Source organism: Streptomyces sp. NBC_00846 (assembly GCF_045207325.1).
Taxonomy (GTDB): domain Bacteria; phylum Actinomycetota; class Actinomycetes; order Streptomycetales; family Streptomycetaceae; genus Streptomyces.
Genome location: NZ_CP108846.1, coordinates 6,200,438 through 6,215,929, shown reverse-complemented (window position 1 = coordinate 6,215,929; position 15,492 = coordinate 6,200,438). Strand labels below are relative to the sequence as shown.

Sequence of the window (15,492 nt, the reverse complement as noted above, 5' to 3'; positions counted from 1 at the left end):
GAACAGACAAGAGGTGCAGCCTGAGCGAATGCTGGGCCGAGCGAAGCGAGGGTCAGGCATGAGCTCCACGACTGAACTTTTGAAGGGTGCGGCCGAGCTGTTCCCCGGCGAGGTCGTCACCCGGGCGCACGTACGCCACCTCGACCTTCCTGCGGCTGCGGGGCGCTTCGCCCTCATCACGCTGGACAACGGCCTGGACCACACCAAGCCGACCACCTTCGGACCGCAGTCGCTGGCGAACCTGGACGCCGCGATCGACCAGGTCGAGAAGGAGGCCGCCGAGGGCGCGATCGTCGGTGTCGGCATCACCGGCAAGCCGTTCATCTTCGCGGTCGGCGCCGACCTCAAGGGCGTCGAGCTGCTGAAGGAACACAAGGACGCGCTGGCCATCGGCAAGGGCGGTCACGACGTCTTCCGGCGTCTGTCCGGCCTCGCCGTCCCGACGTTCGCGTACTACAACGGCGCGGCGATGGGCGGCGGTGTCGAGGTCGGTCTGCACTGCTCGTACCGCACCGTCTCCAAGGCGCTGCCCGCGTTCTCGCTGCCCGAGGTCTTCCTCGGTCTGGTTCCGGGGTGGGGCGGCTGCGCCCTGCTGCCGAACCTGATCGGCGCCGACCGCGCGGTCTCCGTGATCATCGAGAACTCGCTGAACCAGAACCGCCAGCTCAAGGGCAAGCAGGTCTTCGAGCTCGGGATCGCCGACGCCCTCTTCGAAGGCGCCGACTTCCTGGAGCAGTCGCTGATCTGGACCGCTTCCGTGCTGAACGGCACGATCACGGTGGAGCGCCCGGACGTCGACCGCGGTGACGCCTGGGACCAGGCCGTCGCCCGTGGCAGGGCCATCGCCGACTCCAAGGTGCACGGTGCGGCCCCGGCCGCGTACCGCGCGCTGGACATCATCGCCGCGGCGAAGAACGGCGACCTGGGCGCCGGCTTCGACGCCGAGGACCAGGCCCTCGCGGACCTGATCATGGGCGGCGAGCTGCGTTCCGGGATCTACGCCTTCAACCTGGTCCAGAAGCGCGCCAAGCGCCCGGCCGGCGCTCCGGACAAGGCTCTGGCCCGCCCGGTCACCAAGGTCGGCGTCGTCGGTGCCGGGCTGATGGCCTCGCAGCTGGCGCTGCTGTTCCTGCGCCGTCTGGAGGTGCCGGTCGTGCTGACCGACATCGACCAGGAGCGCGTCGACAAGGGTGTGGGCTATGTCCACGCCGAGATCGAGAAGCTGCTCGGCAAGGGCCGCATCAACCAGGACAAGGCCAACCGCCTCAAGGCCCTGGTCTCCGGTGTGCTGGACAAGGCGGAGGGCTTCTTCGACGCCGACTTCATCATCGAGGCGGTCTTCGAGGAGATCGGCGTCAAGCAGCAGGTGTTCGCGGAGGTCGAGGCGGTCGCCCCGGCGCACGCGATCCTCGCCACCAACACCTCGTCCCTCTCAGTCACCGAGATGGCGTCGAAGCTGCAGCACCCCGAGCGGGTCGTCGGCTTCCACTTCTTCAACCCGGTCGCGGTCCTCCCGCTGCTGGAGATCGTCCGTGGCGAGCGGACCGACGACGCCTCGCTGGCCACCGCGTTCGGTGTGGCGAAGAAGCTGAAGAAGACCGCGGTGCTGGTGAAGGACGCCCCGGCGTTCGTCGTCAACCGCATCCTCACCCGCTTCATGGGCGAGATCCAGAACGTCATCGACGAGGGCACCCCGGTCGAGACCGCCGAGAAGGCCATCGAGCCGCTCGGGCTGCCGATGTCCCCGCTGGTGCTGCTGGAGCTGGTCGGCCCGGCGATCGGTCTGCATGTGTCGGAGACCCTGAACCGCGCCTTCCCGGACCGGTTCACCGTCTCCGAGAACCTGGCCGCGGTCGTCAAGGCCGGCAAGCGCGGCTTCTACGTCTACGACTCCGGCAGGCCGGAGCTCGACCCGGAGGTCGCCGCGCTCCTCGAGCAGGGCGATGCCGTCCTGTCCGAGGAGCAGGTCCGCGACCGGGTCCTGGACGCGGTGGCGCAGGAGATCGGTCTGATGCTGGACGAGGGCGTCGTCGCCGAGGCCCAGGACATCGACCTCTGCCTGATCACCGGCGCGGGCTGGCCCTTCCACCTGGGCGGCATCACGCCGTACCTGGACCGTGAGGGCGTCTCGGAGCGGGTGAACGGAAGGAAGTTCCTCGCGCAGGGCGTGGCGAGCGTTCCGGCGTAACGGATTCGCTCCGTCCTAGATGTCCGAAGGGCGTGGGGCGGCTGCCGACCGGCTGTGTCCGGTCGCGCAGCCGCCCCACGCCCCTTTCGGGCGTGCCGTGCGGCTGGTCGCCCACACGGCACGGACGGGGCGCCGCCGAGCGCCGGCTCGGACGCCCGTGGTCACCGCCGACCGTGAACTACGGCGCAGGGTGGAGGAAGCGGGTGCCAGGTACGGGGGCCCGAGTCGACACGGCCGAGGACCGTGTACGCGTGACGGCCCCCGCACCGCGTCACCAGGCGGGCAGGGCCGGATAGTGCTCGCAGCCCGGGCCGCAGGGCAGGCGCGCGGACATCGATGTGTGCAGCCAGCTGTCCTCGGGAACGCCGTGCACCTTCACCTCCAGACGCGTCGGAGGTGAGTGGATGGCGCTGAACACCGCGACGAACTCCACCGTGTAGGTGCCCGGTCGCCAGTCGTGGGGGTGCGTGACCCGCCAGCTTCCGTCGTCCCGCACCGGGGCCTCGGCTATCAGCCGGCCCTGCTCCAGCACCATGACCTTCTGGACGCCGCGCCCGGCCTTGCCCGAGAAACGGGGGCGGGGTCCGCTCCACGCCCCCCTGCGCGGCCCGATCGTCTCGGGCGCCTCCAGCCGGTCGAGAACCTCGAACGTGGTCTCCGCCGCCGTGGACACCGCGTTGCCCGCGAGGGCGATCGCGGTCACCTTGTGCCGGCCGGCGGGCCACTGCACGGCGCGCCGCCACTGCCATGTCCCGTCCTCGGCGGTGCGGGTCCCACCGAGGTAATCGCCCTCCTCGAAGAAGATCACGTATTCGGCGCCCTCGGGAGCTGTTCCCGTCAGCTTGCGTCCGGCACCGACCAGTTCGGCGTAGGCCGGCGACGTGATGGCCGGGGCGACGGCCACCTCGGGCTGCGCAGTCAGTGCGAGCTGCGGCTGCTGCACGGTGAACTCGGTCTGCACCGGCGGCATCTGTCCCGGCACCAGCCGCTGGATGTCCACCAACCCGGGCGGCAGTCCCGGCATGCCGGCCAGACCGCTCGCCACCAGCCGCGCCGCTTCCCGGGCCCCGGCGTCGTTGAAATGGGAGGCGTCGACGATGCCTTGCGGATGCGCCGGGTGCTCTCCCGGGTCCAGCCACCGGAAGAGGCCCCGGGCCCGCGTGGGACTCAGTTCGGCGAGGAGCTGGGTGGTGGAAGCGGTCATGTCGATGACCGGACAGCCGAGTTCCGCAGCGGCCTCCAGAGTCAGCCTCGGGTATCCGTCGTGGGTGTCCACCGGACGCCCCGAGATGTCGAAGACACAGCGGGCCGCCGGGGTCACGAGGACCGGCACGGCGCCCTCGGCCCGGAGCGCCTCGACGTACAGCCGCAGATACTCCTTGTACTCCCGCGGGCCGTGGTACCGGTTGAGCTGGTTGACACGCTGCTCGACATGGCCGAAGGCGATGAGCACGAGGTCACCGTGACCGACGAGCGTGAGCAGCGCCGCGAACCGCTCGGTGTAGTAGTCCCGCAGCGTCATGGCGTCGCGCGCGTAGTTGCGTACGTCGCAGTCGGGTCCCAGGAACTCCTTGAGGTACTGACCCCAGCCCGCGAGTGGCGCCTCCTCCGCGGTGCGGGAGGCGGCAACCGAGTTGCCGATGACGCAGATCCTTCGCATGTCTTCTTCTCGTCTCCGTTGTCACGTGGCCCAGGTCGGGGGTCAGCACGCCTGCCAGGGGCCGAAGGCGACGCCCGGCCGGGATTCTTCCTGCCGGGCCCAGTGCAGCCGGCCGTCCGTACCGAGCACCGCGACGACCGCACGGCCGTGTGCGTCGGCGGCGATCGCCGGTGCCCCGGCCATCTGGATCTCGTGGCGCTCCCAGTCGGGCCGCGCCGAGATGTGGTCGTCCGCGGACAGCGTGGTCACCGCGGGCCTGCTCCGCTCGTCCCTGCGGGCGACAACCAGAAGATCATGGTCCGGGGCGAGCAGCCGGACCGCGGCGACCGCCCCGGTGCCACCGTCGTCGCTGAGCCGCTCCACCCGTTGCTCCCACGTACCGTTGGGGCGCTGCTGGTGGCGCATCACCGCTCCGGAGTCCTCCTCCCTGTAGAACAACGCCATGCGGTTGCGGCCGACCTGCACGGGAGTGAGGCCGGAGGCGGGCCGCCAGCTCTCCGGCACGCCGGTCACCAGCTGGTCCTCCAGCTTGAACGGTCCGTATACGGCCTCCTGCCGCCACCGCACCCCGCCGGTGCGGTTCGTGGCGTACATGTCGATACGGCCCGTGGAGCGCAGCACAGTGGTCAGGGCGTCCTGCATCCAGCGCCCGCCGAGCGCCTCCCAGCCGGTGAGCCCCTCCGGCGTCTCGCGTCGCAGGCTGACACCCACCGAGAAGTTCCGTGCGAAGACGTGGAGGTGGCCGGCCGGGTCCACCACTGCCGCGGGCACACCGACCTCGCGGCAGCGCCGCCAGTCGCGGGTGGCCTCGTCGGGGTTGCCGAGGGACTCCCAGGGCAGCACGGAGCCGGTGTGCGCCTGGCGCCACATGCGCACCACTTCGACATCGACCCGGCCCTCGGCGCCCGGGACGCGGCGCAGTCCCACCAGGTGGACGCCGCCGGTGCGGTCGGGGGCGACAGCGAGGCACGGCAGGAGGTCGCCGCCGGGCAGCAGGAGCGGCCCCTCGAAGCGTCCGGCACCGGCTTCGGTCTCCGTCCACACCGCGGCCTGGTCGCCAAGGACCGCGTAGGCGGCGAGCCGGCCGTCGGTCTGCCGGTGCAGCCACTGTGTGCCCTGCGGGTAGCGGCTTCGGGTGCTCCAACCGTAACGGCGGATGTCGGCTCCGTCACCGAGTTGGAGGTCACCGCAGTAGCGGTGCGCACAAGCGTGGCCGTCGGCCCCCGCGTACACATCGACCAGGGACTTCTTCAGCGCGTGGGAGCGCTCGCTCAGATTGTTCGGCCAGTTCTTGTTGCCGTAGCCCGTGAAGTGCTCGGTCAGCGGCGGACGGCCTCCGGCCCGCAGGTGACGGCGGAGCGCCTCGCGGGCGAACTGGGCTGTGGCGGTGTGGTCGGCGTGGTCGCTGGAGGTGATGCCGCGTGCCTCGTCGTACGACTCGTGCAGCGGGTCCGGGTCCATGGTCCACAACAGCGTGGGCTGCGTGTAGGAGAGCAGTTGCGCGAGGGCGGCGACGACGTCCTCGCGGCCGAGGGCCTGCGGCCGGCGCAGCTCGGACTCGGCGGCGACGAGGGTGGGCTGACGGGCGGCACGCCCGTCCCACAGGCTCGTCAGCCGGACCGGCGGCTGGTCTGCGGGGAAGCCGTGTGCGGCGTCCGCCATCCGCAGGCCCAGGAAGAAGAGCTGCACGTGCGGCGCCTCCGACAGGTAGCACCGCTCCGCGGCCACGCCCGGCAGGAGTTCGACCGGCTCCCGGACCCAGGGGGCTTCCCTCTTGCCGAGGACCATGGTGGCGTAGGCGGAGCGCAGTCCGTTCTGGCGTGCCTCCATGTAGCCGGCGAAGTCGACCGGGGCCTGTTCGCGCAGCGGGTCACGGGTGTCCACGTTGCGCCCGTCGGCCTCGCCGGCCGTGAGGTAGACGCTGGTGACACGGTGGCCTGCGGCCAGCAGCCGGTACAGATCGGGATTGGCGAAGTAGAGATCGTCGTCGGCGTGGGCGAACACCTGGAACAACGAGGTGGAGTTCGCCTCGGCGGGCTGGGTCATGGTCGGTGGACGCTCCGATCGGGCGCGGCTGACGAACGGCAGGCGGTGCGGGACACGCTCACAGCGGCCACCCCGGCAGATGCCCGGCGTGGAAGCGCTGATTGCGCGGTGAACCTGCCTCGAACTGGCTGGCCACCGGGAAGTACGACGGCAGGAATGCCGCCAGGACGGCATCCTGTTCGTCCTCGGTGACATCACCGTCGTGGTAGTCGTTCAGGCAGAAGACATCGTGCGGACGGTTGAGCTGGAGGCGGGAGAGCCGCTGCTTGTGCTCGCTCAGACCCACGTTGACGAAGCCGCAGTTGATGCTGCCCGGTGCCGAACGCTGTGTGTGGAAGCCGAAGTAGTGGTGCAGCGACGACGCGATCGCAAGGTCTGAGTGACTGCGGAAGCGGCTGGCTGCGGTCGCCGCGACGGCGTCCGGGTAGGAGCGCTCGATGTCCGCGAGGACGCTGCGGCGCAGCGGGTGCGGCGCGTGCAGGAACGAGTGGGCGAGAACCTGACCGAAGGTGCCTGCTATCAGGCCGCGGTTGTTCTTGGCCGCGCTCATGTTGAACTCGTCGCCGGTCATGGTCGGCCCCATGGGCACAGTCGTCGGAGACATGAAGTGCTTGGCGACGCCGTTGCTGTGGAAGAACATGCCCGGCTGGAGGACACGGCCGATGAACACGTCGTCGTTGAAGTAGAGGAAGTGCTCGGACAGCCCGTCTATGCGGTGCAACTGGCTTTCGATGGCATGCGAGTTGTACGTCGGCAGCACCGAGGGGTCAGCGAACATCTCCTTGTGGTCGACCACGCGGACCCGCGGATGGTCCAGGTCGAGCCATTCCGGCACCTGCTGGTCGGTGACCAGGTAGATGGTGCGGATCCACGGAGCGTACATGTCGATGGAGCGCAGCGAGTAGCGCAGTTCGTCCCGGTTGCGGAAGCGGGCGGCGCTGCTCGCGGAGTCCTCGGTCTGCATGCCGAGGGCGCGCATCACCGCGTTCTTCCGCTCCAGCCAGGAGACGTCGCCTCCATTGACCCATGTGTACACGGCGTCGACGGGGAAGTCGACGTCCCCGTGGACGGCATGGGCGTACGGCTCGATGGTGGGATAGGTGCGCCCGCCGAGCACGGTCTCGGTCAGGCTCATGGTCTGTGTGTGCACCCTGTCGCCCACCACGGTGCGGACCGGGGAGACCATCATGTACGGGTCCTCCGGGTCCTCCTCCCAGAAGTTGACGGTGCAGCCGTAGACCCCGGCGAGACGGAGGGTGCGGGCGGGTGTGACGGCGTTCTGGTAGACACGCACGGCCGAGCAGAGGGTCTGGGCGTACTGCTCGGCGAAGGCTGCGAGGACTGTGGCGGTCGGGCTCTGGCGTTCGTTGAGCAGCGCCACGTAGACCGCGCTGCCGCCGTGCGCGGCGGTGAGCGCCTTGAGCACGAGTTCCCGGTTGGAGGCGTGGACGGCGACCGCGTGCCGGACGTTGGTGTCCCGAGTGACGAAGTACGGGATCTTCGCTTGTTCCAGGGCCGTGGCGACCAAGGCCAGATTGTGCTGGACCACATCCCAGGGGGATTCGCTCCCCATCCGGCGGCACAGCTGTCCGCCGTCGCGCACGAGGCCTCGGTCGGAACGGAGCAGCCGTTCCTCCAGGGCCCGCTGCTCCTTGGTGTCGATGGTGGTGGCGGGGGCCGGGGCGGCCGGACGGAGGATCCCTTCCTGGCCGCTCATCAAGGAGTGCAGGGCCTGCCGCTCCGCCTTGCGGGCCTCACGTTCCCCGGATGCCCGCTCGGCTTCCAACTCGGCGAAGATGTTCTCCCACATCGCGGTCACCACGGGGGGAGCGAGCCGGGCGACCGAATCGGCGGCCGCGTGTCCCATGCCATGGCGCAGAGGGGCGTCCTCGATGAGCCGGATGAGCGCCTGGGCGGCGGCATCGGTGTCGCCCGCAGGCACGAGGATGCCGGTCCGCCCGTCCAGGACGACTTCGCGCGGGCCGTTGGGGCAGTCGTAGGAGACCACGGGGACACCGGCGGCCTGGGCCTCGGTCAGTACCAGCGGGAAGGCCTCGTTGCGGGAAGTCATGAGAGCGATGCTGGCCTTGGCCCACTCCTCGGCCAGGTGGGGGGAGTTGCCGTTGAGCTGGACGCTGTCCTGCAGGCCGAGCACGTCGATCTGTCGCCGCAGGGCACCGGCGAGCGGGCCGTCGCCGAAGATCCGCAGCGTCCAGGTGGGATGGTGGCGGGCCACGGTGTCCCAGATGGTGATGGCGTGGTCGATCTGCTTCTCGCCGACCAGACGGCCCGCGATGACGACGGTCCGGGTCTCCAGGGTGGAGCGTGGCCGGAACCCGCGCGGCAGGGCGTTGGGGACGACATCGATGCGCGGCGCGCTGTGGCCCAGGGTCTCGGCGAACCAGTTGCGCGTGCGGTTGCTGAGCACGGCGAGCGCGTCCAGGCGGGAGGCGTAGCGCAGCAGCGGTTCGGCGCTGGGGCCCCGCAGTTCGGAGACACGGTGCTCCTGATGGAGCGTCATCACGTGCGGGGGCGCCAGCTGCACCGCGAGCGCCATGAGCGCCGGTGTGGTGGTGATCAGCAGATCGGTGTCGGTGTGCTGGAGTGCGTACTCCAGTTCCAGGTCGGTCAGCCTGCTGAACGCCGCTTCCCAGGCGGGGTCCACCAGGGTGCTCGGCCGGTCGGCCACCTGCGCCCATGCCTCGGCGGCCAGGCCGGTGGGGCGGATCGGGACCGGAGCGGGCCCGGTCCGGTCGATCAGATAGTCGACACGGATGCGCTCGTCGATCGGGAAGAACAACTGCGGCTGGGTCTTGAGGATGCTCAGCACGCGGACGTCGTGGTTGCCCACGAGTTCGGCGGCCTGGTTGAACACTGCTCGTTCGGTGCCCCCGACGGCGTCCGCGGTGAGCAGGAGGAAGGTGATCTTCATTGGGTGCGGTTACGCGGCTTCCGTCATCGGGCTGCACTGGATGCGGAAGTTACCCGCGGGTGTGTAGCGGGGCAGTACGAGCATGGGGTACCCGCCGACGGGCGTCACCGCGGCCTGCCGGAAGGCGAAGACCCGCCCGGGGTTGCGAACGTCGTGCAGACGTCGCCCCAGGCGCATGTCGCGCAGGTTGTCCGAGCACAGGACCAGGTCCCACTGCTCGGCGTGGTCGCGGCGCGGCGCCATGAGGTGCAGCGGTACGGACACCTGCCACAGCCCTCCGCCGAGCCGGTCGACGTCGACCTTCAGACGGCGCCCGGAGGCGACGAACTCGGCCCAAGAGCCTTCGGGTTCACCTCCGGCCACGCGGAAAGCGACCTCGACCTGGCTGTGGGTCACGTGGACCCGCACGACCTCCGCCGAGGGCTGGGAGGGGCTGAACGTCACCCGGGCGCTCCCGGTGACACTGCGGCCCAGCCGGTAACGGGCCCCGGTCGCCGCGGACGCCTCCATGGGCCGCGTCGGGCCGCCGTACGGCACGGGAAGGTCGACGAGGAGCAGCGGAAGCGTGCGGCGGCGCAGCCCCTGTGACAGGCGCAGCCGGATCTTCCAGCGGCCGGGGGTCAGGGGCAGGCCGCTCACGTCCTGCCCGAGCAGGATCGCGGCATCCATCGCGACGCCTCCGTCGTGGTCGGTGTAGACCTTGGCGGCTGTGGCGAGCCGACGGCCCCGGCGCCTCAGTTCGATCCGGGCGCCCTCGTCCGGCCGGACCCAGTGCGGCATCCGGGCGTGCAGGTTGACGGTCTGCCCGTCGAGCACGGCGGCATAGCGGAGTACGGCCGCCCGACTCCTGCGCCGGGGCAGGAAGAACCGGCGCAGCAGGACCGACCGGACGCGAGTGGTCTGGCGGCGCATCCGGCGGCGCAGTGCGCGCAGGGGTCGTGGGCGCTTCATCGGGCGACTCCGTCGGCGAGGTCCTGGTGGGTGGGAACCGTGTCCAGACTCGGACGCACGGTCTGGCGGTCGGTGAGCCGGGTGGGGCCGGTGGTCCCGTCGGGCAGCTCGTATCGGCTGGGGACGGGAAAGTAGCTCTCGAGGAACGACCGGACCATACGGTCCTGTGCCTCGGGGTCGGGGTGCACGACCGTGTCGTTGAGGCAGAACGTGTCGAAGTCGCGGCGAGCGAGCAGCGAGTTCAGGCGGCGCCGGGCCTGGTCGGCGGCGAGGTCCACATAGACGTAGCGCAGGTTGCCGACGGTCGCGCGGCTGGTGTGGAAGCCGTAGTAGTGGTGCAGGGACGAAGCGATCGGGACGTCCTGGGGCGAGCGGAAGCGTGAGTGCTGGGTGCGGCGGTGCTCCTCGCCGTACACCAGCTCGATGTCGGCGAGGACGCTGCGGCGCAGCGCGTGCGGGGTGTGTTTCATCTTCTGCGCGATCCGGGTACCGAAGGACCGCTCGATCAGAGCCCTGCTGTTCTTGCCCGCGGCGTTCACCGGCAGGTCGTCGTCGTCCGGGGAGCCGGTCGGCACGAGCGCCTTGGACTGGAAGAACTTGCTCAGCCCGTTGGCGTGGAAGAAGTATCCGGGGGTGAGTGGACGGCCGAAGAACACGTCGTCGTTGAGGTACAGGAAGTGTTCGGACAGCCCCTCTATGCGGTGCAGCTGACTCTCGATGGCGTGCGAGTTGAAGGTCGGCAGAGCGGTGGGGTCGGAGAAGATCTCGCGGTGGTCGACGACCTGCAGGCCCGGCACGTCGCTGTCGAGCCACGCGGGCACCTGCCCTGCGGTGACCAGGTAGACGTTGCGCACCCAGGGTGCGTACTGGTGCAGGGAGCGCAGCGAGTAGCGCAGCTCGTCGCGGCTGGTGAAGCGGGCGTCGTTGGCGGCCTGGGCGTGCAGACTCGGGGCGGGGGCGCCGGCGCGCCCCGCGCGGGCGGCGTCCCGTTCCGCCGCCCACACCGGGTCGGAGTCGTCGACCCAGGTGTAGACGACGTCGATGGGGAAGAGGTGGTCGTCCGGCAGCGGCTGGGTGAACTCCGGCAGGGTACGCGTGACGCCGGTGGTGTACGCGCCGGGCACGAGGGCGAACAGGGCCTGCGGAGCGGCCGGTCGCGGCGTGTCCGCGGGGACCAGATCGACCACGCGATTGGGGCGAGGGGACTCGTACCGGCCGTCCCGTTCCGTCCAGAACTCGAGGTCGCACCCCTGGTCGGTGCCGAAGACGAGGTGCTGCGTGGGATCGGTGACGTACCAGGCGATCCGGAGGGCGTCGTGCTTGCGCAGTTGGCGCCAGGACTTCTCGTCGTCGCCGGGCCGCATGTCCGACTCCGATGCGGTGGCCACGCCCACATAGCCCGGGGATTGCTCGAAGGCGATCTGGAGCATCTCCTCCGCCGCCCCGCGCAGCGCTACGGGCACCGCGACCGTCGGGACGTCCTTCGTGGCACCGCGGACACAGAAGTATTCGATGTCCCCGGCCTCCAGCGCGGAGATGAGAATGTGCAGATTGCGGGCCCGGGCCGCCCACGCCGTGGCGCCCTCCACGAGCAGGGCATGCATGTGGCGGCCTTTGACGCGCACCACCCGGCGCGTGGAGGCCACACTGTGCCGGGGCACCTTGCGGCGGCCGCCCATCGCCCAGACGACCGTCGCCGACCGAATGGCGTCGACGGAGGTGAACGAGGACTTGACGGCGGAGCGCAGCGGGGCCGGCACCTTGCGGACGATGCCCCTTCGCGCGCCCACCGGCACCACGGACCGATAAGCCGAGACCAGCGATCCTGACTCCGGATTACCGGAACCGACCACGAGGCATCCACCACCCACGCCACTGCGGTCCAGCGCCTGCCGCGGCCAGGCACCACCTCGTGCCCGGACAGCGGACGGTATGAGACCGAAACCTGTCATCAACCATGCAGACCGTCCCATCGGACGATCAGACCCGCCTCTTCCACGAGCAAGTCACAGAACTTTCACATAAAGAACCGATCAACGTCCAACCAAAAAAACAGACATACATGACATATGACCGTGAGGAATTTCACCGAGAACTCATACAACCTTTTACAACTTCACGAGAACATCACGTGACACCGAGGGGACGCACCGGTGTCGCCCGGTACTCCCGAAGGCGCCGCCGGGTCACAGCCGCTGCCAGTGCGACGAAAGCGTGAGCCCGGGCCCCGCTTCCTGCCGGGCGACGGACACGCCCCCGTCCCGCCCGCGCATCGCCACGACGACGCGACCATGCCCGTCGAGGGCGAGTGCGGGGTCACCGACGCACTCCACGGTGGTGTCCGACCACCAGACGCCGTGCTGCTCCCCCTCGGTACCGCAGACCCCGATCAGCAGAGTGCCGCCCGCCCCGCGCTGCGCGAGAACCGTGCAGTCGTAGCCGTCGAGCGGGGCACGCAATGCCACGACGGCGCCGTCCCCGGGGTACCCGCCCACCGGCACGGGCCAGGCGCCCGCCCGGTAGGCGACGACCCCTGCCGTGTTCGCATCGGTCCAGTAGTAGGTGAGGCGGCCCGGTGCCGTCTCCAGCGCTGCCGCGGAACCCGCCAGCGCGTAGAGCTGCAAGGGCTGGGCGATCCGCAGCGGACCGTCGGGATCATCCTGGCGCCACTGCTGCACCCCGCGATCACTGGGCGCGAAGACCTCCACGAGCCCGCTCGAGGTCACCGACGGCACGATTTCGCCGGCGAGCCCGACCCCCTTGAGATCCTGCCAGGCTCCCCACTTGCCCCCCTTCCCCTCGCGGCGCACCTGCAGTCCACGACCCGCGTTGCGCACGAAGACGAAGACCGTCCCCTGCGCGTCGACGGCCCCGGCCGGCGCACCGGCCTTCCGGCCCGCCTCCCGGTCACGGTAGAAGTTGCCGAGAGAGCGCCATTCGGTGACGGGACGACCGGTCTGGTACTGGACCGCGTGTACGAAGTCCACGCTCGGCCCGTCGGGACCACGGCGCTCTCGCCGCCCGAGGAAGTGCACGTAGGAGTCGACACCCTGAACGACGGTCAAGTCGGTCAGGTCCGCGATCGGCACGAACTCCGGGCCGTCCCACCGGTCCCCGCCCGGACTCCGTTGCGTCCAGCGCAACAGACCGCCGTCCGTGCGGGCGTAGAGCGTGAGCCTGCCGTCCTTACCGAGGGGCATCCAGCGGCCGCGCGGCGTTCCGCAGACCTGGTGGTGCCCGGACGACGGGGCGAGGGGGCGGGCACTGCTCGCGGAGTCCGATCCTCTTCTCCGCATGACCCGCAACCCCCTCTCCGCTTCACCGGCTCTTCATCTCGCCCGCACGAGGCCGACACATCATATGCTCAGCGTCGACCCGCCCCGGCGGGTCGTCGACACTCCGTTCAGCGCCGCGCCTGCGGCATCCGCAAGCACCACCCGGCCCATGCCGAAGCGACCATGGAACGCGCGTCGTGCTGCGCGTGCCAGCCCAGCTCGGCGCGGATGTGGTCAGCGGCGGCCACGACGCGGGCGGGGTCACCGGCACGGCGCGGGGCACTCACGGGTGTGGCGGCGGCCCCGTAGCCCGTCACCTCACCGATCAGTTCGATCATCTCGCGCACCGAAACACCCTCGCCCCGGCCGATGTTGACGGTCAGGTCGGTGCCCGGCTCCCGGCCGAGGAGCGCCCGCGCCGCGGCGAGGTGCGCCGACGCGATGTCGTCGACATGGATGAAGTCGCGTACGCAGGTGCCGTCCGCGGTGTCGTAGTCGTCGCCGAAGACCACCGGGGCCGCCCCCTGGGTCAGCTTCTCGAAGACCATGGGCACCAGGTTGAAGACGCCCGTGTCGGCGAGGGCCGGTGTGGCCGCGCCGGCGACGTTGAAGTACCGCATCGAGGCGGTGGCGATGCCGTGTGCCTTCCCCGCGGCGCGCACCATCCACTCGCCCGCCAGCTTGGTCTCGCCGTAGGGGTTGATCGGGGCGCACGGAGTCGTCTCCGTCACCACCCGTACGTCGGGCATTCCGTAGACCGCCGCCGACGAGGAGAAGAGGAACGCCCGCACCTCGCTGCCGGCCACGGCCTCCAGCAGGGTCTGCAGGCCCTGCACGTTCTCCCTGTAGTAGAACAGCGGGCGCTCGACGGACTCCGCCACCTGCTTCTTCGCGGCGAGATGGACCACGCCCCGCACCGGCAGCTCCGCCAGGGTGCTGCGCAGCAGGGCCGCGTCGAGCGTCGATCCCTGGATGAACGGGACATCCGCGGGCACGCGCGAGCGGTCGCCCGTCGAGAGATCGTCGTACACGACGACCGACTCACCGGCCTCGCGCATAGCGCGGACGACATGCGCCCCGATGAAGCCCGCCCCACCCGTGATCAACCAAGTCATGAGCGAATAGTAGTTCGAGCAGCGCAGATCATGATTCCAGGGACCAAAACACCCATTCGCACGACCCTCTGTTCTATAGTGCTCGGTCAGTCATGCATTCACGGACCGGTCACACCCCCCACCCGAGTCCCACGCACTCCACCACCCTCCCCGGGCAATGAGATTGAGGACTCGACCACTATGAGCCACGACGCCATGACACCGGGCCCGCCCGATGGTCGTTCGGCCTCTCATGACGGCGCACGGAAGCAGAAAGGAGCCCCTCGCAAGCGCCACCGCGGCCTCAAGATCACCCTCGGTGTCCTGCTCGTCCTCCTCCTCGCCGGTGGCGGAACCGTCTACTGGCTGTACAGCCGGCTCGACGGGAACATCACGGGCGTCGACATCGACAAGGCCCTCGGCGACGACCGTCCCGAGAAGCTCCCCACCAGCGGCCAGAACCTCCTGGTCCTCGGTTCGGACTCGCGGGCCGGTGCGGAGAACAAGGAACTGGGCGGCGGCGGCAACGTCAGTGGCGCGCGCTCCGACACCGCGATGGTGATCCACATACCCGAGGGCCGGACGAAGGCCGTCGCGGTGTCCATACCCCGTGACACTCTCGTCACCCGACCCGAGTGCACCAAGGCCGACGGCTCGACGTTGCCCTCCAAGAAGCGGGCGATGTTCAACGGCGTCTACTCACTGGCCGGTCCGGCCTGTGTGGTCAAGACTGTGGAGAAGATGTCCGGGGTCCGGATCGACCACTACATGGAGATCAACTTCGCCGGGTTCAAGGACCTGGTCGACGCGATCGGCGGCGTCACCGTCGACATACCGCAGGACATCCACGACAAGTCGTCCGGGCTGAACCTCACGGCCGGCCCGCACAGGCTCGACGGCACCGAGTCCCTCGCCTACGTCCGCACCCGCCACGGCATCGGCGACGGCAGCGACCTCGGCCGCATCGGGCTCCAGCAGCAGTTCATCCTGGCCCTGCTGAGCGAGGTGAAGTCCCAGGATCTGCTGGGCAATCCGGCGAACTCGTTCAAGATCGCCAACTCGATCACCAAGTCGCTGACCACCGACTCCGGGCTCGCCTCGCTGACGTCCCTGGCCGAGTTCGGCCGGTCGATGAACGGCGTCGACCCGGGCTCGATGGAAACGATCATGCTGCCCGTGGCGTACGACAAGCAGGACCCCAACCGGGTCGTGGCGGCGGAGCCGCAGGCCGGTGAGCTGTGGAAGGCGATCCGGAAGGACGTCACCATTCCCGAATCCGCCAAGAAGTCGCCCGCCACCGGCGGCTGATGCCCCGTTCCGCCGGCATGCGATGCGGCGATGCCCCG

Annotated in this window: 9 protein-coding genes; 2 read left to right on the top strand and 7 right to left on the bottom strand. The window is 69.9% G+C overall.

The annotated features are described in order from the left end of the window. Nucleotides 1-58 precede the first annotated feature (58 nt). Complete coding sequence (locus OG936_RS28545; RefSeq protein WP_406498535.1) at nt 59-2,188, top strand: 3-hydroxyacyl-CoA dehydrogenase NAD-binding domain-containing protein; 2,130 nt, start codon at nt 59-61, stop codon at nt 2,186-2,188. A gap of 271 nt (nt 2,189-2,459) precedes the next feature. Here OG936_RS28545 and OG936_RS28540 read toward each other — a convergent pair whose 3' ends face one another. The 7 genes from OG936_RS28540 to galE all read right to left on the bottom strand — a co-directional run bounded on the left by OG936_RS28540 (nt 2,460) and on the right by galE (nt 14,167). Beyond that, nucleotides 2,460-3,848 (bottom strand): GDSL-type esterase/lipase family protein, encoded by a 1,389-nt coding sequence (locus OG936_RS28540; protein ID WP_406498533.1) that lies wholly within the window; start codon nt 3,846-3,848, stop codon nt 2,460-2,462. A gap of 42 nt (nt 3,849-3,890) precedes the next feature. Further along, nucleotides 3,891-5,894 carry a PIG-L family deacetylase gene (locus tag OG936_RS28535; RefSeq protein WP_406498531.1) on the bottom strand — a complete coding sequence of 668 codons (2,004 nt, stop codon included), beginning with the start codon at nt 5,892-5,894 and terminating at the stop codon, nt 3,891-3,893. Between the two features lie 58 nt (nt 5,895-5,952). Beyond that, nucleotides 5,953-8,826 carry a stealth conserved region 3 domain-containing protein gene (locus tag OG936_RS28530; protein WP_406498530.1) on the bottom strand — a complete coding sequence of 958 codons (2,874 nt, stop codon included), beginning with the start codon at nt 8,824-8,826 and terminating at the stop codon, nt 5,953-5,955. Nucleotides 8,827-8,835: 9 nt separating this feature from the next. Further along, nucleotides 8,836-9,777 carry a hypothetical protein gene (locus OG936_RS28525; protein ID WP_406498528.1) on the bottom strand — a complete coding sequence of 314 codons (942 nt, stop codon included), beginning with the start codon at nt 9,775-9,777 and terminating at the stop codon, nt 8,836-8,838. Beyond that, nucleotides 9,774-11,576 (bottom strand): stealth family protein, encoded by a 1,803-nt coding sequence (locus OG936_RS28520; protein ID WP_406500645.1) that lies wholly within the window; start codon nt 11,574-11,576, stop codon nt 9,774-9,776. The genes OG936_RS28525 and OG936_RS28520 overlap by 4 nt, the downstream gene beginning before the upstream one ends. A gap of 387 nt (nt 11,577-11,963) precedes the next feature. Then, a complete protein-coding gene (locus OG936_RS28515; protein WP_406498526.1) occupies nt 11,964-13,073 on the bottom strand; it encodes a hypothetical protein in 1,110 nt (369 codons plus the stop codon). 107 nt (nt 13,074-13,180) lie between these two features. Further along, complete coding sequence (galE, locus tag OG936_RS28510; protein WP_406498525.1) at nt 13,181-14,167, bottom strand: UDP-glucose 4-epimerase GalE; 987 nt, start codon at nt 14,165-14,167, stop codon at nt 13,181-13,183. A gap of 180 nt (nt 14,168-14,347) precedes the next feature. Here galE and OG936_RS28505 point away from each other — a divergent pair, with 180 nt between their 5' ends. Beyond that, on the top strand, nt 14,348-15,454 hold the full coding sequence (locus OG936_RS28505; RefSeq protein ID WP_406498523.1) for an LCP family protein: 1,107 nt from the start codon (nt 14,348-14,350) through the stop codon (nt 15,452-15,454). The last annotated feature ends 38 nt before the right edge of the window (nt 15,455-15,492 follow it).

Excerpts from the sequence above, each read along its gene's own strand:
- OG936_RS28535 (WP_406498531.1), bottom strand. The coding sequence starts at position 5,894 with ATGACCCAGCCCGCCGAGGCGAACTCCACCTCGTTGTTCCAGGTGTTC.
- OG936_RS28515 (WP_406498526.1), bottom strand. The coding sequence starts at position 13,073 with ATGCGGAGAAGAGGATCGGACTCCGCGAGCAGTGCCCGCCCCCTCGCC.
- OG936_RS28540 (WP_406498533.1), bottom strand. The coding sequence starts at position 3,848 with ATGCGAAGGATCTGCGTCATCGGCAACTCGGTTGCCGCCTCCCGCACC.
- OG936_RS28530 (WP_406498530.1), bottom strand. The coding sequence starts at position 8,826 with ATGAAGATCACCTTCCTCCTGCTCACCGCGGACGCCGTCGGGGGCACC.
- OG936_RS28505 (WP_406498523.1), top strand. The coding sequence starts at position 14,348 with ATGAGCCACGACGCCATGACACCGGGCCCGCCCGATGGTCGTTCGGCC.
- galE (WP_406498525.1), bottom strand. The coding sequence starts at position 14,167 with ATGACTTGGTTGATCACGGGTGGGGCGGGCTTCATCGGGGCGCATGTC.
- OG936_RS28545 (WP_406498535.1), top strand. The coding sequence starts at position 59 with ATGAGCTCCACGACTGAACTTTTGAAGGGTGCGGCCGAGCTGTTCCCC.
- OG936_RS28525 (WP_406498528.1), bottom strand. The coding sequence starts at position 9,777 with ATGAAGCGCCCACGACCCCTGCGCGCACTGCGCCGCCGGATGCGCCGC.